Source organism: Pseudomonas sp. CVAP#3, from assembly GCF_018986375.1.
Classification (GTDB): domain Bacteria; phylum Pseudomonadota; class Gammaproteobacteria; order Pseudomonadales; family Pseudomonadaceae; genus Aquipseudomonas; species Aquipseudomonas helvetica.
In genome coordinates, this window is record NZ_JAHMSC010000028.1 from 43530 (window position 1) to 63006 (window position 19477).

The following is a 19477-nucleotide window of genomic DNA, read 5'->3' on the forward strand; positions in this document are numbered from 1 at the left end:
GCAGGTGCGGTAAATGGACATCCTCTATCAGATTCGCGCGCGTCAGGATTCCTTCAGCGCCGGTGAAGGGCGGATTGCCCGATTGATGCTCGACGATGTGGGATTTGCCGCCTCGGCGAGCCTCGACGAGCTGGCACTGCGAGCCGAGGTCAGCAGCGCGACACTCTCGCGTTTTGCCCGCAGCGTCGGCTGCCGTGACCTGCGCGATCTGCGCCTGCAACTGGCCCAGGCCAGCGGGGTCGGCAGTCGTTTTCTCGACCCCGCGGGGACGCCGGAACAGTCGGCGTTTTATCGGCAGATCGTCGGCGATATCGAGTCGACGCTGCGTCAACATTTGTCGGCATTCGATGAGTCGCGTTTCGCCGACGCAGTGAAGTTGCTGGGCAAGGCGCGGATGATTCACGCGTTCGGCATGGGCGGTTGTTCGACGCTGTGCAGCGATGAGCTGCAAGTGCGGCTGGTGCGCCTCGGCTACCCGATTGCCGCCTGTCATGACCCGGTGATGATGCGCGTGACCGCCGCTTCGCTGGGCGCGGAGCATGCGCTGATTGCCTGTTCGCTGACCGGCATCACCCCGGAACTGCTGGAGGCTGTCGAGTTGGCGCGCAGCTACGGCACACGCATTCTGGCGATCACCCTGGCCGACTCGCCGCTGGCACGATTGGCCGATGTGCTGCTGCCGCTGCAAAGCGCCGAAACCTCGTTCATCTACAAACCGACGGCGGCGCGCTACGGCATGTTGCTGGCCATCGACGTGCTTGCCACCGAGCTGGCGTTGGCAAGTCCTGAAGACAATCAAGAACGTCTGCGGCGGATCAAGCTCGCCCTCGACGACTACCGTGGCGGCGATGATCATCTGCCGCTGGGAGACTGACATGCAGTACCACACGCTGATCCGCAACGCCCTGATCATCGACGGCAGCAACACGCCGGGTTATACCGCCGACGTGGCGATTATGAACGGGCGTATCGCGCGCATCGGTGATTTGCAGGAGGCTAGCGCTGATGAGGAAATCGACGCGGCCGGCCGGGTGCTCGCGCCAGGCTTCATTGACGTACATACCCACGACGACACAGTGGTGATCAGCCAGCCGCAGATGCTGCCCAAGCTCAGCCAGGGCGTGACCACGGTGATCGTTGGCAATTGCGGGATCAGCGCCTCGCCGGTGAGTTTACGCGGCGATCCGCCGGACCCGATGAACCTGCTTGGCACGTCCGCAGCCTTTGTCTATCCGTGCTTCAGCGATTACCGCGCGGCAGTCGAAGCGGCCAATCCAACCTTGAATGTAGCGGCGTTGGTGGGTCACACGGCGCTGCGCAGTAATCATCTGGACGACCTGTTTCGCACTGCCACACCGAGCGAAATTGCGGCGATGCGCGAGCAACTGCGCGAGAGCCTGGAGGCGGGTGCGTTGGGCTTGTCCACAGGGTTGGCCTACGCCAGCGCCTTCTCGGCATCTACCGATGAAGTCATGCAACTGACTGAAGAGCTGACGGCGTTCGGCGCGGTCTACACCACCCATTTGCGCAGCGAATTCGAACCGGTGCTGGAGGCCATGGACGAGGCATTCCAGATCGCTCGCCACGCGAAAAGTCCGGTGATCATTTCCCATCTCAAATGCGCTGGCGCCGGCAACTGGGGGCGCAGTCCGCAGCTGTTGGCGTCCCTTGAGCACGCAGCGAAAACCCACCCGGTGGGCTGCGATTGTTATCCGTATGCAGCAAGCTCCTCGACCCTGGATCTCAAGCAGGTGACGGACGCGTTTCGCATCACCATCACCTGGTCGACACCACACCCTGAAGTGGGCGGCCGCGACCTGATGGACATCGCCGCCGAGTGGGGCGTGCCGTTGCTGGATGCGGCACGTCGCCTGCAGCCGGCCGGGGCGGTCTATTACGGGATGGACGAGGCGGATGTGCGGCGCATTCTGGCCCACCCGTTATCGATGATCGGTTCCGACGGTTTGCCGGAAGACCCGTTCCCGCATCCGCGGTTGTGGGGCGCATTTCCACGGGTACTGGGGCACTTCAGCCGTGATCTCGGACTGTTCCCGCTGCACACGGCGGTGCACAAGATGACCGGGCTGTCGGCGGCGCGGTTCGGCCTGAAAGAGCGCGGCGAAATCCGCGAAGGGCATTGGGCGGATCTGGTGCTGTTCGACCCGTTGCGTGTGCGCGATGTGGCGGATTTCAACGACCCGCAACGTTCGGCCGAAGGCATCGACGGCGTGTGGGTCAATGGGGGGCGCAGCTATATCGATGGTCAGCCGAATGGACGTCGGGAAGGGCGGTTTTTGGCGCGTGAAGGAACTCTCGGTTCAGGCTTCAGGTAACAGCGATCTGTGGGGTTGGTCACAGTGATGGCACTGTGCAGTTAAAGAATGCCTTCCCCAAGCCGAAGCGCTGTCATGCAACCCACTTAGAGTGGGGCCTTTCAGTTTGGGAGTAGCGCAATGAGCTTCGGTAAAACCACCCCGATCCTGCGGATCTTCGATGAAGCCAAGGCGCTGGAGTTCTACGTCGACTTCCTCGGTTTCACGCTCGACTGGCAGCACCGTTTCGAGGCGAACTTCCCGCTCTACCTGCAGGTGTCGCGAGGTGAATGCGTGCTGCATCTGTCCGAGCATCACGGTGACGCTACGCCGGGTTCGGCGTTGCGCATCGAGACCGATGAGCTGGAAGCGTTCCTGCAGCAATTGCTGGCCAAGGAATACCGCTTCGCTCATCCACAGATTCAGGCCATGCCCTGGGGGAGCCAGGACATGACCATCAGCGATCCGTTTGGCAATCGGTTGGTGTTTACCAATGCGATCAGTGCTTGAGGCCGCTCACCTGTAGGAGCATGGCTTGCCAGCGATGGCGATCTCATAGACACCATCGCTAGCAAACGGAACGCCGCCCGGCTACTCCTGCAAATGTGTGAGAGCCGGTTTGCGCAATGTGGACGATCACACCCTGAAGTGGCTGACCATCATCTGCAACTGGTTGCCCAACCGTGCCAGTTCAACGCTGGACGCGGCGGTTTCATCACTGGCGGCGGCAGTTTGCTCGGAGACGTCGCGCACGTTGATGATGCTGCGGCTGATCTCTTCGGCCACCGCGCTTTGCTGCTCGGCAGCGGCGGCGATCTGCTGGTTCATCGACTGGATGTTCGACACCGTGCGGGTGATGTTTTCCAGTGATACACCGGCCTTGCGGGTCAGCTCGACGCTGCTGTCGGTGAGGCTGCGGCTGTTGTTCATCACGGCGGCGACTTGCTGGGTGCCGTTCTGCAGGCCGGCGACCAGGCCTTCGATTTCTTCGGTGGATTTCTGCGTGCGTTGGGCCAGGCCGCGCACTTCGTCAGCGACCACGGCGAAACCGCGACCGGCTTCACCGGCGCGTGCCGCTTCAATGGCCGCATTGAGCGCCAGCAGGTTGGTCTGTTCGGCCACTGCCTTGATCACGTCCATGACGCTGCCGATCTTGTCGCTTTCCTGTTGCAGCACGGTCATGGCTTCGGTGGAACGCACCACTTCACTGGCCAGACGTTCGATCTGAGCGATCGCTTCGTTGACCACTTTATCGCCTTCGCGGGCTTCACCGTCAGCCGCTGCTGCCGCCTGCGACGCCTCTTCGGCGTTGCGCGCGACTTCCTGCACGGTGGCGGTCATTTCGTGCATGGCGGTGGCAACCTGATCGGTTTCGATCTTCTGGCTGTTGACCCCGGCACTGGTTTCTTCGGTGACGGCCGACAGCTCTTCGGCAGCGCTGGCGATCTGGGTGACGCCGTCGCGGATACCGCTGATCAGTTCGCGCAGGGTGACGCCCATCCGTGCGATGCCTTGCTGCAATACGCCAAGTTCGTCACGACGGGTGACGTGGACATCATGGGTCAGGTCGCCGCCAGCGATGCGCTCGACCACTGCCAGGGTTTCGCGCAGTGGGCGGGTGATCTGTCGGGTGATGATCACGGCCGCGAGAACGCCAACCAGCAATGCCAGCAACGTACTGATCAGTTGCAGGGTACGCGCCTGAGTGCTTTCGGCGTCACGGCGATCCAGCTGGATCTGATACAGCGCGTCACTGCGCGTAACGATGTCATTGCCCTGGACAGTCATTTCCTGGCGAGCCACAACGGCGTCGTTGTTGGCCGCTTTGTAGGCCTGCAATGCGTTGCGGTAATTGAGCAAGGCATTTTGCAGCTGACGCAACGCATCTTGCTGGCTGTCGGCGAAATGCGTGTTGAGTGTTTTCAGGCTGGCGATGGCCGCGTCCATCTGGGCGATGGCTTTTTGCTCGGTGGCCGGATTGCTGTCAGCGATGTAACCGCGAACCTCGTAGCGGGCGAGCTGAAACTGTTCCTTGGCTTCGGTGATGGCCAGGAATTGTTCGAAGCGTTGATCGCTCAAGGGCATCTGGCGCACGCGGGTGTCGATGTCATTGATCAGCGTGTTGGCGCTTTCGGCATTCTGCCCCATGGTCTGACGCACACTGCTCACGGTCCGATAGGCGCTGCGCATTTTGTTCAGCGATTGCTGGTAGGCATCGATAACTGTGCCCTGTTCATTGAGCAGCTTGAGGTTTTCCGGGCTCTTGAGGCTCGACAGCAGTTTTTGCTGCTGGGCCTTGAAGCCGTCGAGGGCGGTTTGCACGGTCTGTGCCACGGTTTCGTCGCCGTCGGCCAGCATGTACTGCAAACGGGTAACCCGCAGTTTGGTCAGACCCGCATTGAGCTGAGTGATATCGCTCATCCAGTTGCTGCGGTCGATCAACCCACCCAGGCTGGTCCAGCCGGTCAGGGCGAGAATGCACGTAAGGGCCAGCACCAGGCCGAAGCCCAGGCTCAGCTTCAGGTTGACGCTGATGTTGGCGAACCAGCTATTCATCAAAAATTCCTCCAGGAACGTTGTGCTGCTTATCGTCAGTTGGCTGGAAGATTATTGTTTTTGGAGGCCAGCAGAATGTGTTCGTAGAGGGTGTATCGGCGGCAGGCGCGATAGCTGAAACGTTTTTCGTAACGAGAAAATACGGGGCATGCTCGTCGGTTGAGCATTTTTTCACATTCATTTCACTGGGTAGTTACGCGTCGACTTTTAATGTTGCCCGTACAATTGGGTATTCGTGTGTCCGAGGCGGTGTGAAGGTGGATTCAAGATTGGGTCTTGCGGGTATCAAGCGTTCACTGAACCGGGGTGGGCTCACTCGCGCTAAATACATTGCCCTTGCATTACTGGCATCACTCTTTGTTATCGCGTTGGCATTCTGGCTGCTGCGCCCAGTCGGTCCGGCGGACCTGGCCCACGGCAACATTGTGGGGGACAAGGCCCTGGCGGCCAGTTGGGCCAAGGGCGATACGATTGTGCTGATCCGTCACGTTGAGCGATGCGACCACTCCACCGCCCCTTGCCTGGACAGTGCCGATGGCATTACCGAACGCGCGCGTGCGGTGGCTGTCGGGATCGGTGCGCAATTCGCACGCCTTGGCCTGACTAACGCCGATATCTACAACAGTCCGTTGACGCGGACCACGCAAACGTCGCGCTATATGTTCAATACGCTCGGCAGTGCCCAGGATTGGCTCTTCAACTGCAAAGGCACGATGCTGCGTGACGTGCTGGCGCACAAGGTCGCCGGCCGTAACCTGGTGCTGGTCACCCACAGCGAGTGCATGGCGGATCTGGAAAAAGAACTGAAGTTGCCAGCATCGACCCCAGGGTATGGCGCGTCGCTGTTTTTTACGCTGGATACCGCGCAAACCCAGCCGAAACTGCTGGGGCTGATCGAAGCCTCTGACTGGCAATCAGTCGATATCAAATAGCCCGGCGGGTTGATCCTCCCAGGCTACTTTTGCCAGGCAATAAAAACGGCACCTGCATCAGGTGCCGTTTTTTTTGCTGGCCGTTTTACTGTGCGACGAAATAGTAATCCTGACGCCCCACCAGCATTTTCTTCAGTACCTTCAACGGGGCCTTGGGCTCAGTCTCGGCGGCAATCAGCGCCACATGCGTGGGAGAGGCGGCGAGAAATGCCGTCAGCTCGGCTTCGGTCTGCAAGTCCTTGAGCAGGGTGTGGGTGTAGAACACCGTTGCCCCGGCAGTCCGTTCGTTCGCCTGATACAGCGCAACTTCTTGTCCGTTGGCCTGCATGGTCTGGATTTGCTCGGTCAATGGCAGGAACGACAGTTTGCGGTCAGCACGCGGGACGATCCATTGGGCCGCGGCCAGATAACTGACGAACAGCACGCTGATGATGCCGATTGCGATACCGCGACGATTGCGGGCGATTTTGCCGAGCAAAGTTGATGCTTCGGTGTGCTTGCGCAAGCGCTCGTATAGCACTGCCGCATATTCTGCGGCCAGTACGGCGGCGGCCGGCGTCAGCGACATCAGGTACACCGTGCGCTTGCTCGACGCGAGGGTCAGCATGAAGAACTGGGCGAGCAGCCACAGCGTAAAAAACAGCAGGTAGCGATTGTTCACCAGGCTCTTACGGAAATGCCACAACCCCAGGTACACCAGGATGTTCCACGGCAGGAAGGCTTCCGGCAGTTTGGCCAGGTAGTAATAGAACGGCTCGTAGTGGCCGGCTTCAACGAACGAGCCGTTGAAGCGCCCGACGCTGTTGGTCAGGAGCACTTCGGCCAGTGCCTGCGAGCCACCGCGCTGATAGAGCATGAACAGCCAGATCACCAAAGGGATCAGCCCGAGCAGGGTCGCCAGTGCCGGCCCCATCCAGCGCGGCAGGCTGAAGCGTTTGTCGATCAGGCTTTCGGCCAGCAGGTAGGCGAAGATCACCACCCCCGGCATTGCCAGGCCCAGCACACCTTTGCTCAACGTGGCGATGGCGATGCCGACAGCGAAGAGCAGCCAGCTACCCAAGGCTCCGCGCTGTTCGGCTTGTTGGCGATGAGCCTGATAGAACGACAGCAGCGCCAGGGTTACGCCCAGGCTCAGCAGTGCATCTTCGCCAACACCGCGAACGTTGCCCCAGTAACTGGCCATGGTCGCCAGCATGATCCCGGCAACCCAGGCGATGGTCGTTGGACGGCCAAATCGGCGCAGCATGGCGTACAGCAGCATCACGCTGAACAACCCGGCGAAGGCCGAGGCCAGGCGCACGGCCAATGGCGTGCCACCAAACGCACGGATCGCTCCGGCATCGAGCCAAAGGCTCAGCGGTGGTTTTTCCAGAAAGGGTTGACCGAACAGACGCGGCGTCACCCAGTCGTTATCCAGGTGCATTTCCATCGCAATCCCGGCAACGCGGGGTTCGGTGGAACCTTGCAACTGGTGATTGCCAAGGGCGAAGAAGAACAGCAGACAGGTAAGTAACAACAGGAGTGGGGCAGGGCGTGACATAGGCATCAGGCTACCAAAGGATGAGGGCCGAGAGTAAAACAGGACTCGGAAGTATACGAGGCCACTTCTTAACAAAATGTGAATCGAAAAAATTATGCGTAAGAACGACCGGTTTATAGCTCAGTAGAACCGGGTCGGTCACCCTTTGTATTTATTGAGGTGCGCACCTAAGGCAGATGATCAGCGGCAAAATCAGTTTCCGAACGGGCCTGTAGCTTGCCTTTGCGGCAGGCTCGTTGAAAGCGTTCGAAGTCGCGCTCGTTCTGGTCGGAATAGGCCTTGGCGTACTTGAACAGTGCATTGGCCATGTCCTCGCTCTTGCCAATGTATCCGCTGATTTGTGCAGCTTGACCGGAGGCTTTGGCATGGGCTCGAGCCAGGGCTTTACCGCAGATGTGGCCATACGCGGAAAACGTTTCGGCATCGAAGGTTTCCAGCTCCGCCGATATTTTCATGTCCCGTAGCTGGCGCACGTAGAAGTGCTGGCCGTTGGGGCTGGTGGTCCAACCGAGAAACAGATCGCTGGCCGACTGCATCAGGCGCTGGCCTTCAACCACGCGCTGGCCGTCATGGCGTATCCGCGATTTGGCTTTGACGTAATCGGCAATCACCGAACGGCGCGCTTCCTTGAGCTGCAAAAACAGCGGTCGCTCCTGATCGTCGGTCAGCAGCGCAACCAGGCAGCGCGTCCCGACACTGCCCACCCCAACGACTTTGAACGCCAGGTCCTGGACCTGGAAGCGCGCCAGCAAATCGCGACGATCGCCCATCAGTGTGGCTCGGTAATCGTGCATGAGGGTGTCGTACGGGGGTCGCCAATCGTCCACGCGCATCCAGTCATCATTGGCGTCCAGTAGCGTGGAGTCTTTGTGCAGATGGAAGATATATGGCAGATCATCACGGATCAGCAAGCGGCCGTGTTTATCGCGCTGGCATATCTTGGGCAGCAGTTCCGCGTGGGTGCGATGCTCGGCTTTGTTAATGGCGTTTTTCACATGCTCCAGCGTGCTGGTGGAGGGTTCCTGTTTGAGCAATTCGTTGTAACCGAGGGCGTCGTACCAGATTTCCAGGGCACTCTGTTCGGCGCATTCGGCCATGCTCTCCTGATAGGCTGAGACCACACGGCGACAGATGTCTTCCTCCACTGACGCAACGTGGCGCAGGTCGCGAATGGCGACCAGGAAGCTTGCCACCAGCCGTTTCAGGTCCCATTCCCATGGACCCGGGTGAGCTTCATCGAAGTCGTTGACGCTGAATAGCAGGTTGCGTTCCGGCGTGCCAAAACCACCGAAGTTCATCAGGTGACAATCGCCACAAATGGTTGAATGCAGCCCCATGTCCGGCGTCCCGGACAGGTCGTGGGCATGCAGCAGGGCGTTGCCACGATAGAAGGCGAACGGCGAAACCAGCATGCGCCCGAAGCGCAACTCGTTCAGCGAGCGGATTCGCCCTGCACTGGAGGCTTTGATCAAGGGCACTGGGTCGCGATCAGTCTTGCCGAGCAGCGCCTGAGCATTGCGCGAGCACTGCTTGCGCGCATCCTTGCCCTGCTTCAGACGGTCTTTGAGAGTGGTCATGAGGTCCCTTTCGAGGTGGGCTGAATGGCTGGCGCAGACAGAAAAGGCGCCGCTGGGCGAAGTGTAGAACTCGCTTGAAAGCTAGCAGGAATCCCGCTGTTAGCCAGTCTTTGCGTTGGCTGACAACATTGAGCGGGTCGATACGATGGCGTAGTTGTCGCCTTGGCGAGCCCACTGAAAAGCCGACTAGTCTTTAATCCATCGATGGGCCTGCCGAGGTGTGAGGAGGCGTGTGCTTTCGTTGCTGATCGCGTGGTTGCTTGCATTCCTGATTGGCTGGGTTTCGCAGCGGATGGGCATGTGCCTGGTCAATGCCAGCGCTTTGCTGCTCAAGCGTCGGCCCACCTTGTTCGTGGCACTGGTTTCCTGCGGGCTGTTCGGCCTGCTGCTGGCGCCGATTTATCGCCATTTCGGCATCAGCCAGCCATTGTTCACGCCAGAAGTCGGGTATCCGTTGCTGATCGGTGGCGGACTGCTATTTGGCGTCGCCTCGGTGCTCAACGACGGTTGCAGTGTCGGCACCCTGACCAAACTCACCTGCGGCAATCTCAATAAAGCCTTTACGATTGTTGGCTGGGTGCTGGGGATTGTGCTCTGGTATCGGCTCAACATGTTGCCCGAGCACAGAACCCTGCTGATGCCCGAAATCTCCAGCAGCCACTATCTGCTCACCCTGGGTGTGGTGCTGATGGCGTTGCTGTTTCTGGCTTATGTTCACGGCGACAAACACCTGGTGTTCTCCAGCATGTTGCTAGGGGCGCTGACCAGCGCGCTGTACACCTTCGAACCGGAATGGACGCCCAGCGTGTTCTTCTACCACCTGTCACAGCTGTTCTGGATGCCCGAACAAACGACCCTCACCGGCCAGCGCGTCGTGGTGTTCGTGATGCTGCTGGTGGGCATGCTCAGCTTCACCCTGCGCCGCAAGACCTTCCGCTACCAGCCGTTCAACCTGTCCAAGGCATGCGTACACTTATTGGCCGGGGTGCTGATGGGCATCGGCGCGTCGATGATGCTCGGCGGCAACGACTCACAGATTTTGCTGGTATTCCCGACACTGAATTTGACCTCGACGTTGCCATTGGCCTCGATTGTCGTGGGGATTGTGGGGACGTTGTGGGTGAAGCGGTGGTGGGGGGGCAGGACCGCGCTGAAATGAAAAAGTCCGGTGTAGGGCTTAATGCTGTTCACTTAAGCCGATGTTTCAGGCGCATCCGCAGTTGTGGCGAGGGAGCTTGCTCCCGCTGGGGCGCGAAGCGGCCCTGAATTGGGCCTGCTACGCAGTCCAGCGGGAGCAAGCTCCCTCGCCACAGATACTTCTCAGGCCTCCAGACTTCCTTAAGTGAACAGCATTGCGGTGTAGGGCTGGGCTTTAGGTTTTTATCTGATCAAGTTTTCCATGAGTCGCGAACTTCCAAGGCACACGGAACGCTGTGCCTCTGTTTATCAGATCTGCCTGGATCAAGATTGCCGGCCACCACCGCACCAGATTGTGAGCTTTGCTCCAGTAAGGTTCATTCCCCCAATGTCTGGCCAAGCAGAATATTGGAAGGCCGCATTCACGAAAGGCTCTTTTTTCAATATCGCCTTTGGTAAATTTGTCCTGTGAGATAACGGCCCATCCACCTTCTTCACTCAACGTTGAAATCCACGCTATATCAGTCGCACTCTGTGGGAATTTGTCCCGCAGTGGCGTCACGGTGTGGCCTTCGGATTTGGAGAGTTCGTTAAGGGCGCGGGCCAGAGCGGGAGGGAGATTGTTGTCCAGCAGGAAGTTCAAGCCACATTCCTAAGCTCGAAATTAACTGCCGCGTCTACTGCGCTGGCGGGTATCTCGTAAAGTTGAGCAACGCGCTTGGCATCGTTCCCTTCGGCTTGATAAGCACTGAAAACAGTTGCTGTGTCGATCCCTGTAACGGAAAGCACAGGTTTTCCAAAGTTTCTGGAAGGGTCGAGAACAATGGCCTTGCTGTGTTTGATCGGGTACCAGCGTTGAGCGGTACCTGAGCCTGTGTAATCAATGCCTTCATAGAGCGACGGAGTGATGACCTGTTTGAAGGCGTATTGCCTTTTCACCAGATCGAGCAAGGCGTCATCGCCGAGTTCATCCATAACCGTGGCGAAAATGCTCCCTCCGTCTGTTTGGAATCGTTTGCAGGTAAAGGGATAGGCCTGATCAAACATCGCTTTTGCTTGCAGCGAAGCGCTGCGAATAGCTTGCAGGCTAACGCCGTGTTTACGGAAAGCGTAAACAAAGCGAATTTCGAGAAGGTCGTGAAAGCCCAGGATGGGCTCGCCCAAATCAGCCAGCTCGGAGGGCCACAGGCCAGGATGCAGAGCGCCGTGGGCGGTATGCCCGAACAACCAGCGGCGGATGTCAGCGGCCGGAATGCCGGTGTAAAGCGCGGCTTCTGCCGGGGTGTACAAGCCAATGCCAACAAGGTGGCTGGGTAGCGCAGTGCGTTGCATGTGGCCTCCTTGTCAGCGGGTAGTGCAGAAAGTGGAGTCTGGTGGCAGTGGCGATCTCGATCAATCGGTTTGAGACGAACCGTCTGTATCGCTTGCCCAGATTAGGTTTGCAGCTCATCCCGCACAAGTTCACACACGACGCTTTGGCTTGCGGGAAATGTCTGACCCTGACCACGGAAGGAACGGTGCCGAGGCAGTTTTACGAAGCGATATCCACGGATTGGGTCGTCAGAAAGTTACGTTAAGTGAAACCTTCCGTTGAGTCAGAGGCTTATCGTGAGCATCGTCCGGATGAACTCAATTGCTAAAAGTGGCCCGCGAGGGCCACTTTCTTCTTCACGCCGACAAAACCTGCGCCTGCAATCGTCGCCCAACGACATCCAGCAAATCACAACCATCGCGCAGTGAAACCACCAACGCGCGGGCCAGTTCACTGTGAACCCCCTCGCCGGTGGCGACGATCTCCAACAACTGTGTCGCGGTACGGATGCGGTAGGCGGCTGTTTCATGCAGCACGTCCAGCGGCGCTTCGGTGTCGATCAACAGGGATGCGACAGTGCAGTCGATGCCGGTGATGGGCATGTATCGAGTCATGGCAGAACCTCCATTCATGAGCAGAACGTGACGACTCAGTGGTGAGCGGCGGGTTGAGGTTCGTGCGATGCGTCCGGCGTGTCGAAGTGCTCCAGCGCCCGGTTCACCAGCAGTTCGCCCAGCACGATCAACTGCTGAATCGCCAACGCCACGTTGCGACGCGAGTCTTCGAGCTGGAAGGCCAGGTCGCTGGTCATGACGTTGAGCGAGGCGAGGGTTTCGCTGGTGTGGATCAGCAGGGTCTCGGTGTCGATGTCGGGGAGGAGGGTGAAGAGATTGCTTACAGGAGTGGTGGTTTTCTCGGGGAGATTGAGGGGGATCTTTTTCATGGTGGAACTCCGGTAGTCTCGAGAGGCCTACACTTTTACGGCCTGTCACAACCGGTCGCTCATTTGCAGCGACAATTCAAAGGTATCTTCACGGCGAGAGGCTTTCCAGTTCATCAATGACGCCGCTGTTCGCGGGAAATGTCCTAGGACCTTTTGGCGGCGTGGAAATATATAGTGAAGGACTGTCGATTTGCGGCGCTACCGTTCGACAAGGTAGTGAGTAGTTCACATCAAACGGAGATAACACGATGCGATTCATGATCATTATAAAAGCCAGCCAGGATTCCGAAGCCGGCGTGATGCCCAGCCAGGAATTGTTGACCGCGATGGGCAACTACAACGAAGAGCTGGTCAAGGCCGGCATCCTCCTCGGCGGCGAAGGCCTGCACCCCAGCAGCAAAGGCACCCGCGTGCGCTTCTCGGGTGAGAAACGCACAGTGATCGACGGCCCGTTCGCCGAAACCAAGGAACTGATCGCCGGCTACTGGCTGTGGCAGGTGAAGTCGAAGCAGGAAGCCATCGACTGGGTCAAACGCTGCCCCAATCCGATGCCGGGTACAGAGGCTGAAATCGAAATTCGCCAGGTTTTCGAGGCCGAGGACTTCGGTGCGGAGTTCACACCGGAGCTGCGCGAGCAGGAAGAGCGTGTGTGGGCGCAGGCGAAAGAGCAGGCGAAGAAGTGCTGAAATATAAAGGGGGGGCCGATTTATCTTGATTTGAGGCGAGTACTCGACAATAAATCTGGCCCTCATTGCGTTGGTGCTGAATAGGATCAACCGGCGAGCATTCCCCAAAACATCGCGACGACCGCCAATGCCATCGCCAGCGAACAACACCAGCCCAGAATCCGCAAGCCTGGGTGAATGACGAACTCACCCATGATGTCCTTGCGCGATGCCATGAACATCATGGTGAACATGATCGGTACGGCCATGACGCAGTTGATCACGGCGCTCCACAGCAAAGCCTTGATCGGATCAATGGGCGCAAAGCACAGCAGAACGCCCAACAGCGTTGCTGCCGCAATGACGCCGTAGAAGCCTTTGGCGGTTTTTGGCTCGTCGGCCAGGCTGTTTTTCCATTGAAACGCCCCCGCCATTGCGTAGGCGGCGGAACCTGCCAGCACCGGTATGGCCAGCAAACCGGTGCCGATGATGCCGGCACTGAACAGCCAGAAGGAAAATTCTCCGGCGATGGGACGCAGAGCACTCGCCGCTTGTTCGGAGGTCTGGATATCGGTCAAACCGTGCATGTGAAGAGTGACGGCGGTGGTCAGCATGATGAAAAACGCGATGATGTTGGAGAATGCCATTCCAATGATCGTGTCGATTCGGATCCGCCGGAAATTGACCTTTGCTTGCTCTGGAGCCCCGATCAGCGAGTCTGCGTCGGGACGAGCCTCCATTTCTTCCACTTCCTGGGAGGCCTGCCAGAAGAAAAGGTAGGGGCTGATGGTTGTGCCGAAAATGGCCACGACGATGGTGATGTATTCCGGCTTCCAGGACAGATGCGGCCATACCGTCTGCAGAGCGACCTTGCCCCATGGGATCTGCACCGCAAAAATTATGCCCACGTAAGCCAGCAATACCAGGGTCAGCCACTTGAGTACGCGCACATAGCGGCTGTAGGGAATGAACATCTGCAGCAGTAACGAAACTACCCCGAAGCCAACGGCGTAGAAGTGAGTCGGCCCACCGATCAACAACTTCGTCGCATTACCCATTGCGGCGACGTCGGCGGCAATGTTTACGGTATTGGCGATCAGCAGTAGCCCGACAATGGAGAGTAGAAAGGGCTTGGGGTAATGATGGCGAATATTGGTTGCCAGTCCGTGACCGCTGACCCGACCGATTTTGGCGCTGATGACCTGAATGCCGACCATCAGGGGGAACGTCAGTAACAACGTCCAGAGCGTGTTCAGACCAAACTGCGCGCCGGCTTGCGAGTAGGTTGCGATACCACTGGGGTCGTCGTCGGCGGCGCCGGTAATCAGCCCCGGTCCCAGTTTTTTCAACCACGAACCATGAGCCCTGACCGCTGGCTTGGAGACAAGCTCTTCGTTGTTCATTGTTGTCGGCTTCGCAGGGCGGCGGGATGCCACATATAGCTGTGACTGGAGGCTTTTGCCGGGAGTTCCCTGAGCGTATTCCTCCACTCTCGACCTCTGCGCGAATACTGAACGGACTTCTGTTTATGACGTGTCTGGGGGCTCGTCCGTCAACTCACAAAAATAATCTTCGACACCAACTCCGCGCTGTTCTTGGCCTGCAGCTTTTTCATCAGGCGGGCGCGGTGGACTTCCACGGTTCTGTGGGAAATCGCCAGTTTTTTGGCCACTTCCTTGCAGGTCAGGCCATTGACGATGTGCATCGAGATTTCGCGTTCGCGGGGTGTGAGATTGACCGTGGCGTGGTGCGGCCGGTCCATGCGTTCGAAGTGCCAGACCATCAGTTGGAACGGATCGTCGGGGGTCAGGCTATAACCGTGCGACCTGGCCCAGAACACTTCGCCGCTTTTGTGTTGCATGAAGCGTTCGTCGGAGTAGGAGCCGCTCTGGCTGTTGCGCAACCAGGTCTGGCTGCGATTGCCGATGGTCTTGTAGTCCGCCTGGGAGGGATAGATCAGCAGGGTCAGATGGCCCAGAAGCTCTTCGCGCTGGAAGCCGAACAGTTCCAGGAATGCCTCGTTGCAGTCGAGCATCACGCGGTTGCCGGTGATGAGTTGCGGGGCGGGTGACACCTTGAATGCCAGGCGCTCAAGGTCTTTCAGTTGATGTGCGAAAACGCTCATTGGGCATCCTGCCTCGATTAAATCCGGTACTGACGACGCTTTGTATCGGAGCGGTTACTTATTCATGTACGTAGTTGCACGAACTAGCGAGCGATCCGGACTGTAGGTCATTGTAGGGAATGCCTGATCCAAGCACAGAAGAAAATCACCATGCCCCATGATTCCGTATCCATCGTCGCTGCCGCGCACTCTCGATTTGGTCGTCTGGACGGTTCCACATTGGAAGACCTGATCGTTCAGGTCACCCGCGAAGCCCTGGAAGACGCCGCCATCGACGCCTCAGCCATCGACGCGATGTTCCTCGGGCATTTCAACTCGGGCATGGTTGCGGATGGTTTTCCCGCCTCGTTGATGCTGCAAGCCGACCCAGGCTTGCGCTTCAAGCCCGCGACCCGTTGCGAAAACGCCTGCGCTTCGGGTTCGGCGGCGATTCACGCGGGGATCAACGCGATCCGCTCAGGCTCAGCCGAACTGGTGTTGATCGTGGGCGCCGAGAAGATGACCTCCAACTCCACGGCCGACGTCACCAAGGCCCTGGCCGGTGCCGGTTATCAAAACGACGTCGAAGAGGCCGGGCTCAGTTTTCCGCAGTTGTTCGGCCTGGCCGCGCAACAGTACCGTGACCGCTATCAGTGCCCGATGGCATCGATGGCCGCGATCGCCACGAAGAACCACTCCAATGCAATGGCCAACCCCTTGGCGCAGATGCACCGGGTCATGGATTTCGAACACTGCAACAACGTGTCGAAGAGCAACCCGTATGTGGCGGAGTCGCTGCGCCTGACCGATTGTTCGCTGATCAGCGATGGGGCTGCCGCCATTGTGCTGGCCTCGTCCAAGCGCGCCAGGCGGTTTCGTCGTGACGTACTGATTCGCTCGGTGACTCAGGTCAACGATTTCCTGCCGATTGCCCAGCGCGACATCCTCGCGTTTGAAGGCCCGCAGCGTGCGATCCATTCGGCCTTGCGTGGGGCCAATATCACCTTGGCCGACCTGAGCTTTGCCGAGGTTCATGACTGCTTCACCATCGCCGAACTGCTGATCTACGAAGCCATGGGCCTGGCACCCAAAGGCGAGGGGCATCGGGCGCTGGATGACGGTATCGTGCGGGCGGGTGGACGTCTGCCGGTGAACCTGTCGGGCGGGCTCAAGGCCAAGGGGCATCCGGTGGGTGCCACGGGGGTGTCGATGCATGCAATGGCCTTTCGGCAGCTGACTGGCGAGCCGATCGGCCTGGCTGTACCGAATCCCGAGTTCGGTCTGCTGTTCAACATGGGCGGCATGGCGGTCGCCAATTACGCCTCAGTGCTTCAGGCACGCAGGGTTTGAGCATGAACATTGCCAACTGGTTGAACGACGCCGGCCGACGCTGGCCAGAGCGTCCAGCGTTGTTTGAGGGGCAGCGGCAAGTCGCCGACTACGCCACGTTTGCCGCCCGTGTCCGTAGCCGTGCAGCGCAACTTATAAACGAGCACGGTATTGCGCCCGGCGACCATGTGGCGCTGTTCATGAAGAACAGTTGCGAATACCTCGAACTGCTTTATGCCGTCTGGTGGGTGGGCGCGGTGGTGGTGCCGATCAACTGCAAGCTGCACCCTGCTGAAGCCGGCTGGATCGTCGACAATGCGCAAGCCCGGCTGATTTTCACCGATGGTGGCAAGGTGTTCTCGCCCGAGGCGTTGCCGCAGGACTGTCGAGAACTGAATGCAGCGGCCAGTCTGGCGTGCGCTTCAGTCGATGCAACGACGCTGGAAGATCCCTGTTCTCGTGATGCCGATGACCTTGCCTGGCTGTTCTATACCTCTGGCACCACCGGGCGATCCAAGGGGGTGATGCTCTCTCATGGCAACCTGACGGCCATGTCGCTGTGTTATCCGCTCGACGTTGATCCGGTCAGCCCGGATGACGCGGTGGTCTACGCGGCCCCGATGTCCCATGGCGCCGGCCTCTACAACTTTATTCATGTGCGTTGCGGTGCTCGCCATGTGGTCCCCGAGTCCCGTGGTTTCAAGGCCGACGAGCTGTTCGAGCTGGCGAGCAAGGTGCGCAATATCACCCTGTTCGCCGCGCCGACCATGGTCAAGCGCATGGTTGAGCAGGCCCGTCGCCAAGGCTATGGCGGCGACGGGATCAAAACCATCGTCTACGGTGGTGCGCCGATGTACCTGGCGGATCTGCAAGACGCGGTCGAGACCTTTGGCGCGCGGCTGGTGCAGATCTACGGTCAGGGCGAGAGCCCGATGACGATCAGCGCCTTGTCGCGAGAGCTGATTGCGGATCGCAACCGTCCCGACTGGGCCTCGCTGGCCGCTTCCGTGGGGCGGGCACATTCGTGCGTGGAAATCAGGATTCTGGACCCTGAGCACCGGCCGTTGCCACCCGGCCAGTCGGGGGAAATCGCCGTGCGCGGACCCACCGTCATGCAGGGCTACTGGCGCAATGAGCCGGCGACTCGCCAGACCTTGGTGGATGGTTGGCTGTTGACCGGCGACATCGGTTTTCTTGATTGCGCGGGATATCTGACGCTGACCGATCGCTCCAAGGATGTGATCATTTCCGGGGGCTGCAACGTGTACCCGCGGGAAGTCGAGGAAGTGCTGGCGCAACACCCTGAAGTATTTGAAGTCTGTGTAGTGGGCGAGCCGGATGTGCAGTGGGGGGAATCGGTGGTAGCGTTTGTCGTCCCCCGCAGTACAGGGGGGCTCGACGAGTCTTTGCTCAATGCCTGGTTCATCGAACACATGGCGTCGTTCAAAAAGCCCAAGAAGTATGTGTTTCGCGCAGAGTTGCCCAAGAACAGTTACGGCAAGATTCTCAAGACCGACTTGCGCCTCTGGTTGAAGGAGGCCGCGAGTGGTACTGCAGTTCCCTGAGTTGTGTTTTCCATGGATAGAAGTCAGACAGGAGTCCCTCACGTGGGCATTCAACAGAAAAACCCGGCCCGGCAACGGCGTCGGGCGTTTATCGGTGCAACCTCCGGCCACCTGATCGAGTGGTACGACTACGGCGTCTACGGTTTTCTCGCCGTCTATATCGGCAGGGCGTTCTTCGTCTCCGACGACCCGACCACCAGCCTGCTCGCCAGTTTTGCGGCTTTTGCCTTGAGCTTTTTCATCCGGCCGCTGGGGGGGCTGTTCTTCGGTCCGCTGGCGGACAAGATCGGCCGGCGCAAAACCCTGATCACGGTGCTGGTGATGATGGCCGGCTCTACCGTTCTGCTCGGGCTGTTGCCGACCTATGCCACGCTGGGTATCGCAGCGCCGATTCTTCTAGTGTTGATCCGCTGTGTGCAAGGCTTCTCGGCCGGTGGCGAGATCGGCACCATCACCAGCTTCATCTCCGAGTACGCCGGGCCCGGGCGACGCGGATTCGCGACGTGCTGGTTGATGGTAACCGCGGTGCTCGGCCTGTTGCTGGGCGGTGCGGTGGCTAACGGCATGACCTGGGTGATGGGCGCTGACCTCATGCAAGCCTGGGGCTGGCGTATTCCGTTCCTGATAGCGGCGCCGCTGGGCCTGATCTCGATGTACATCCGCCTGAAGCTCGAAGACAGTCCCGAGTTCCTGGCGTTGCAGCGCGCAGGGGAAACTTCCAAAGCCCCGCTGCGAGAAGTCTGGCAGTGGAAAAGGGCGATTGCCCTGGTGTTCTTCATCATTACCCTGCACAGCTCGATCTTCTATCTGGTGCTGACTTTCGCCTCGACCTACATGTCGAGCATCCTCAAGTTCGACAGCGGCACGACCTTGCTCTACGTCTTCGTTGCCAGCCTCTCGGCCGCAGTGGTCATGCCGTTCGGCGGAGCGTTCACCGATAAATACGGGCGCAAGCCGTTTTTGTTGGTGATCGGCACCCTGGCCACTTTGGCGATGTACTGGCTGTTCAAATCGGCACCCACGGCAACGGCGGCCTCGTTTATTTACCCGTTGATGACGGTGGCGATTTTGTTCGGCCTGTATGCCTCGTCGACTTACGCGTTGATGAGCGAGTTATTGCCTACCCGAATCCGCTCCACCGGCATCGCGGTGGCGTACAACATTCCGGTGGCGGTATTTGGCGGTAGCGCACCGCTGATTTCGACCTGGCTGATCAAGGTAACCGGCGACATTACCTCGCCCTGGTACTTTTACATCGGCACGGGCGTGGTATCACTGATCGCGCTGGTGCTACTGCGCAAGGAGGATTTTGTCGCCTGCGCAAGTCCCGCCGAGCTGTCGAGTGTTGGGCGAGCCAATCTGGCGTTGGCGCCCACGCCTTGAAAAGGTGAGTGATAGACAAAGCCCCAGATGCAACAAAGCCCGCACAAGACGCAATGCTGTTCACTTAAGGAAGTCTGGAGGCCTGAGAAGTATCTGTGGCGAGGGAGCTTGCTCCCGCTGGA

Annotated in this window: 18 protein-coding genes; 9 read left to right on the plus strand and 9 right to left on the minus strand. The window is 59.1% G+C overall.

The features are described from left to right. Positions 1–13 precede the first annotated feature (13 nt). The 3 genes from KRR23_RS27910 to KRR23_RS27920 all read left to right on the plus strand — a co-directional run bounded on the left by KRR23_RS27910 (position 14) and on the right by KRR23_RS27920 (position 2822). Positions 14–874, plus strand: a complete 861-nt coding sequence (locus KRR23_RS27910) for a MurR/RpiR family transcriptional regulator (protein ID WP_216745065.1) — start codon at positions 14–16, stop codon at positions 872–874. A 1-nt stretch (position 875) separates the two neighbouring features. Then, on the plus strand, positions 876–2333 hold the full coding sequence (locus KRR23_RS27915) for a D-aminoacylase (RefSeq protein WP_216745066.1): 1458 nt from the start codon (positions 876–878) through the stop codon (positions 2331–2333). Positions 2334–2453: 120 nt separating this feature from the next. Next, positions 2454–2822 carry a glyoxalase superfamily protein gene (locus KRR23_RS27920; protein WP_216745067.1) on the plus strand — a complete coding sequence of 123 codons (369 nt, stop codon included), beginning with the start codon at positions 2454–2456 and terminating at the stop codon, positions 2820–2822. A gap of 126 nt (positions 2823–2948) precedes the next feature. On the opposite strand, the gene KRR23_RS27925 is transcribed toward KRR23_RS27920, so the two are convergent. Next, a complete protein-coding gene (locus KRR23_RS27925; RefSeq protein WP_216745068.1) occupies positions 2949–4868 on the minus strand; it encodes a methyl-accepting chemotaxis protein in 1920 nt (639 codons plus the stop codon). A 257-nt stretch (positions 4869–5125) separates the two neighbouring features. Between KRR23_RS27925 and KRR23_RS27930 the strand changes: the two genes are divergently transcribed. Next, positions 5126–5800 (plus strand): histidine phosphatase family protein, encoded by a 675-nt coding sequence (locus tag KRR23_RS27930; protein ID WP_216745069.1) that lies wholly within the window; start codon positions 5126–5128, stop codon positions 5798–5800. Between the two features lie 85 nt (positions 5801–5885). Here KRR23_RS27930 and KRR23_RS27935 read toward each other — a convergent pair whose 3' ends face one another. Further along, complete coding sequence (locus tag KRR23_RS27935) at positions 5886–7340, minus strand: glycosyltransferase family 39 protein (protein ID WP_216745081.1); 1455 nt, start codon at positions 7338–7340, stop codon at positions 5886–5888. A 167-nt stretch (positions 7341–7507) separates the two neighbouring features. Beyond that, positions 7508–8917 (minus strand): DUF2252 domain-containing protein, encoded by a 1410-nt coding sequence (locus tag KRR23_RS27940; protein WP_216745070.1) that lies wholly within the window; start codon positions 8915–8917, stop codon positions 7508–7510. A gap of 232 nt (positions 8918–9149) precedes the next feature. Here KRR23_RS27940 and KRR23_RS27945 point away from each other — a divergent pair, with 232 nt between their 5' ends. Continuing rightward, positions 9150–10076: a YeeE/YedE thiosulfate transporter family protein gene (locus KRR23_RS27945; protein ID WP_216745071.1), complete on the plus strand. Its 927-nt coding sequence runs from the start codon at positions 9150–9152 to the stop codon at positions 10074–10076. Between the two features lie 213 nt (positions 10077–10289). On the opposite strand, the gene KRR23_RS27950 is transcribed toward KRR23_RS27945, so the two are convergent. The 4 genes from KRR23_RS27950 to KRR23_RS27965 all read right to left on the minus strand — a co-directional run bounded on the left by KRR23_RS27950 (position 10290) and on the right by KRR23_RS27965 (position 12309). Next, a complete protein-coding gene (locus KRR23_RS27950) occupies positions 10290–10697 on the minus strand; it encodes a hypothetical protein (RefSeq protein WP_216745072.1) in 408 nt (135 codons plus the stop codon). After that, complete coding sequence (locus tag KRR23_RS27955) at positions 10694–11281, minus strand: DUF433 domain-containing protein (RefSeq protein WP_216745082.1); 588 nt, start codon at positions 11279–11281, stop codon at positions 10694–10696. The genes KRR23_RS27950 and KRR23_RS27955 overlap by 4 nt, the downstream gene beginning before the upstream one ends. A 441-nt stretch (positions 11282–11722) precedes the next feature. Further along, positions 11723–11980 carry a hypothetical protein gene (locus tag KRR23_RS27960; RefSeq protein WP_216745073.1) on the minus strand — a complete coding sequence of 86 codons (258 nt, stop codon included), beginning with the start codon at positions 11978–11980 and terminating at the stop codon, positions 11723–11725. Between the two features lie 35 nt (positions 11981–12015). Next, a complete protein-coding gene (locus KRR23_RS27965; RefSeq protein WP_216745074.1) occupies positions 12016–12309 on the minus strand; it encodes a DUF6124 family protein in 294 nt (97 codons plus the stop codon). A gap of 248 nt (positions 12310–12557) precedes the next feature. On the opposite strand from KRR23_RS27965, the gene KRR23_RS27970 reads away from it, so the two are divergent. Then, a complete protein-coding gene (locus tag KRR23_RS27970) occupies positions 12558–12995 on the plus strand; it encodes a YciI family protein (RefSeq protein ID WP_216745075.1) in 438 nt (145 codons plus the stop codon). 86 nt (positions 12996–13081) lie between these two features. On the opposite strand, the gene KRR23_RS27975 is transcribed toward KRR23_RS27970, so the two are convergent. After that, positions 13082–14377, minus strand: coding sequence for an NRAMP family divalent metal transporter (locus KRR23_RS27975; protein WP_216745076.1), 1296 nt, complete (start codon positions 14375–14377; stop codon positions 13082–13084). 149 nt (positions 14378–14526) lie between these two features. Further along, the gene (locus KRR23_RS27980; protein WP_216745077.1) at positions 14527–15099 is read right to left on the minus strand and encodes a LuxR C-terminal-related transcriptional regulator; all 573 of its coding nucleotides are present in this window, start codon (positions 15097–15099) and stop codon (positions 14527–14529) included. A 150-nt stretch (positions 15100–15249) separates the two neighbouring features. Between KRR23_RS27980 and KRR23_RS27985 the strand changes: the two genes are divergently transcribed. Genes KRR23_RS27985 through KRR23_RS27995 form a run of 3 tightly spaced genes read left to right on the plus strand, consistent with a single transcriptional unit; the run spans position 15250 to position 19355 of the window. After that, on the plus strand, positions 15250–16428 hold the full coding sequence (locus KRR23_RS27985) for an acetyl-CoA acetyltransferase (RefSeq protein WP_216745078.1): 1179 nt from the start codon (positions 15250–15252) through the stop codon (positions 16426–16428). A gap of 2 nt (positions 16429–16430) precedes the next feature. Beyond that, positions 16431–17972: a class I adenylate-forming enzyme family protein gene (locus KRR23_RS27990; RefSeq protein ID WP_216745079.1), complete on the plus strand. Its 1542-nt coding sequence runs from the start codon at positions 16431–16433 to the stop codon at positions 17970–17972. 12 nt (positions 17973–17984) lie between these two features. Further along, positions 17985–19355 carry an MFS transporter gene (locus KRR23_RS27995; protein ID WP_216745080.1) on the plus strand — a complete coding sequence of 457 codons (1371 nt, stop codon included), beginning with the start codon at positions 17985–17987 and terminating at the stop codon, positions 19353–19355. Positions 19356–19477: the final 122 nt, after the last annotated feature.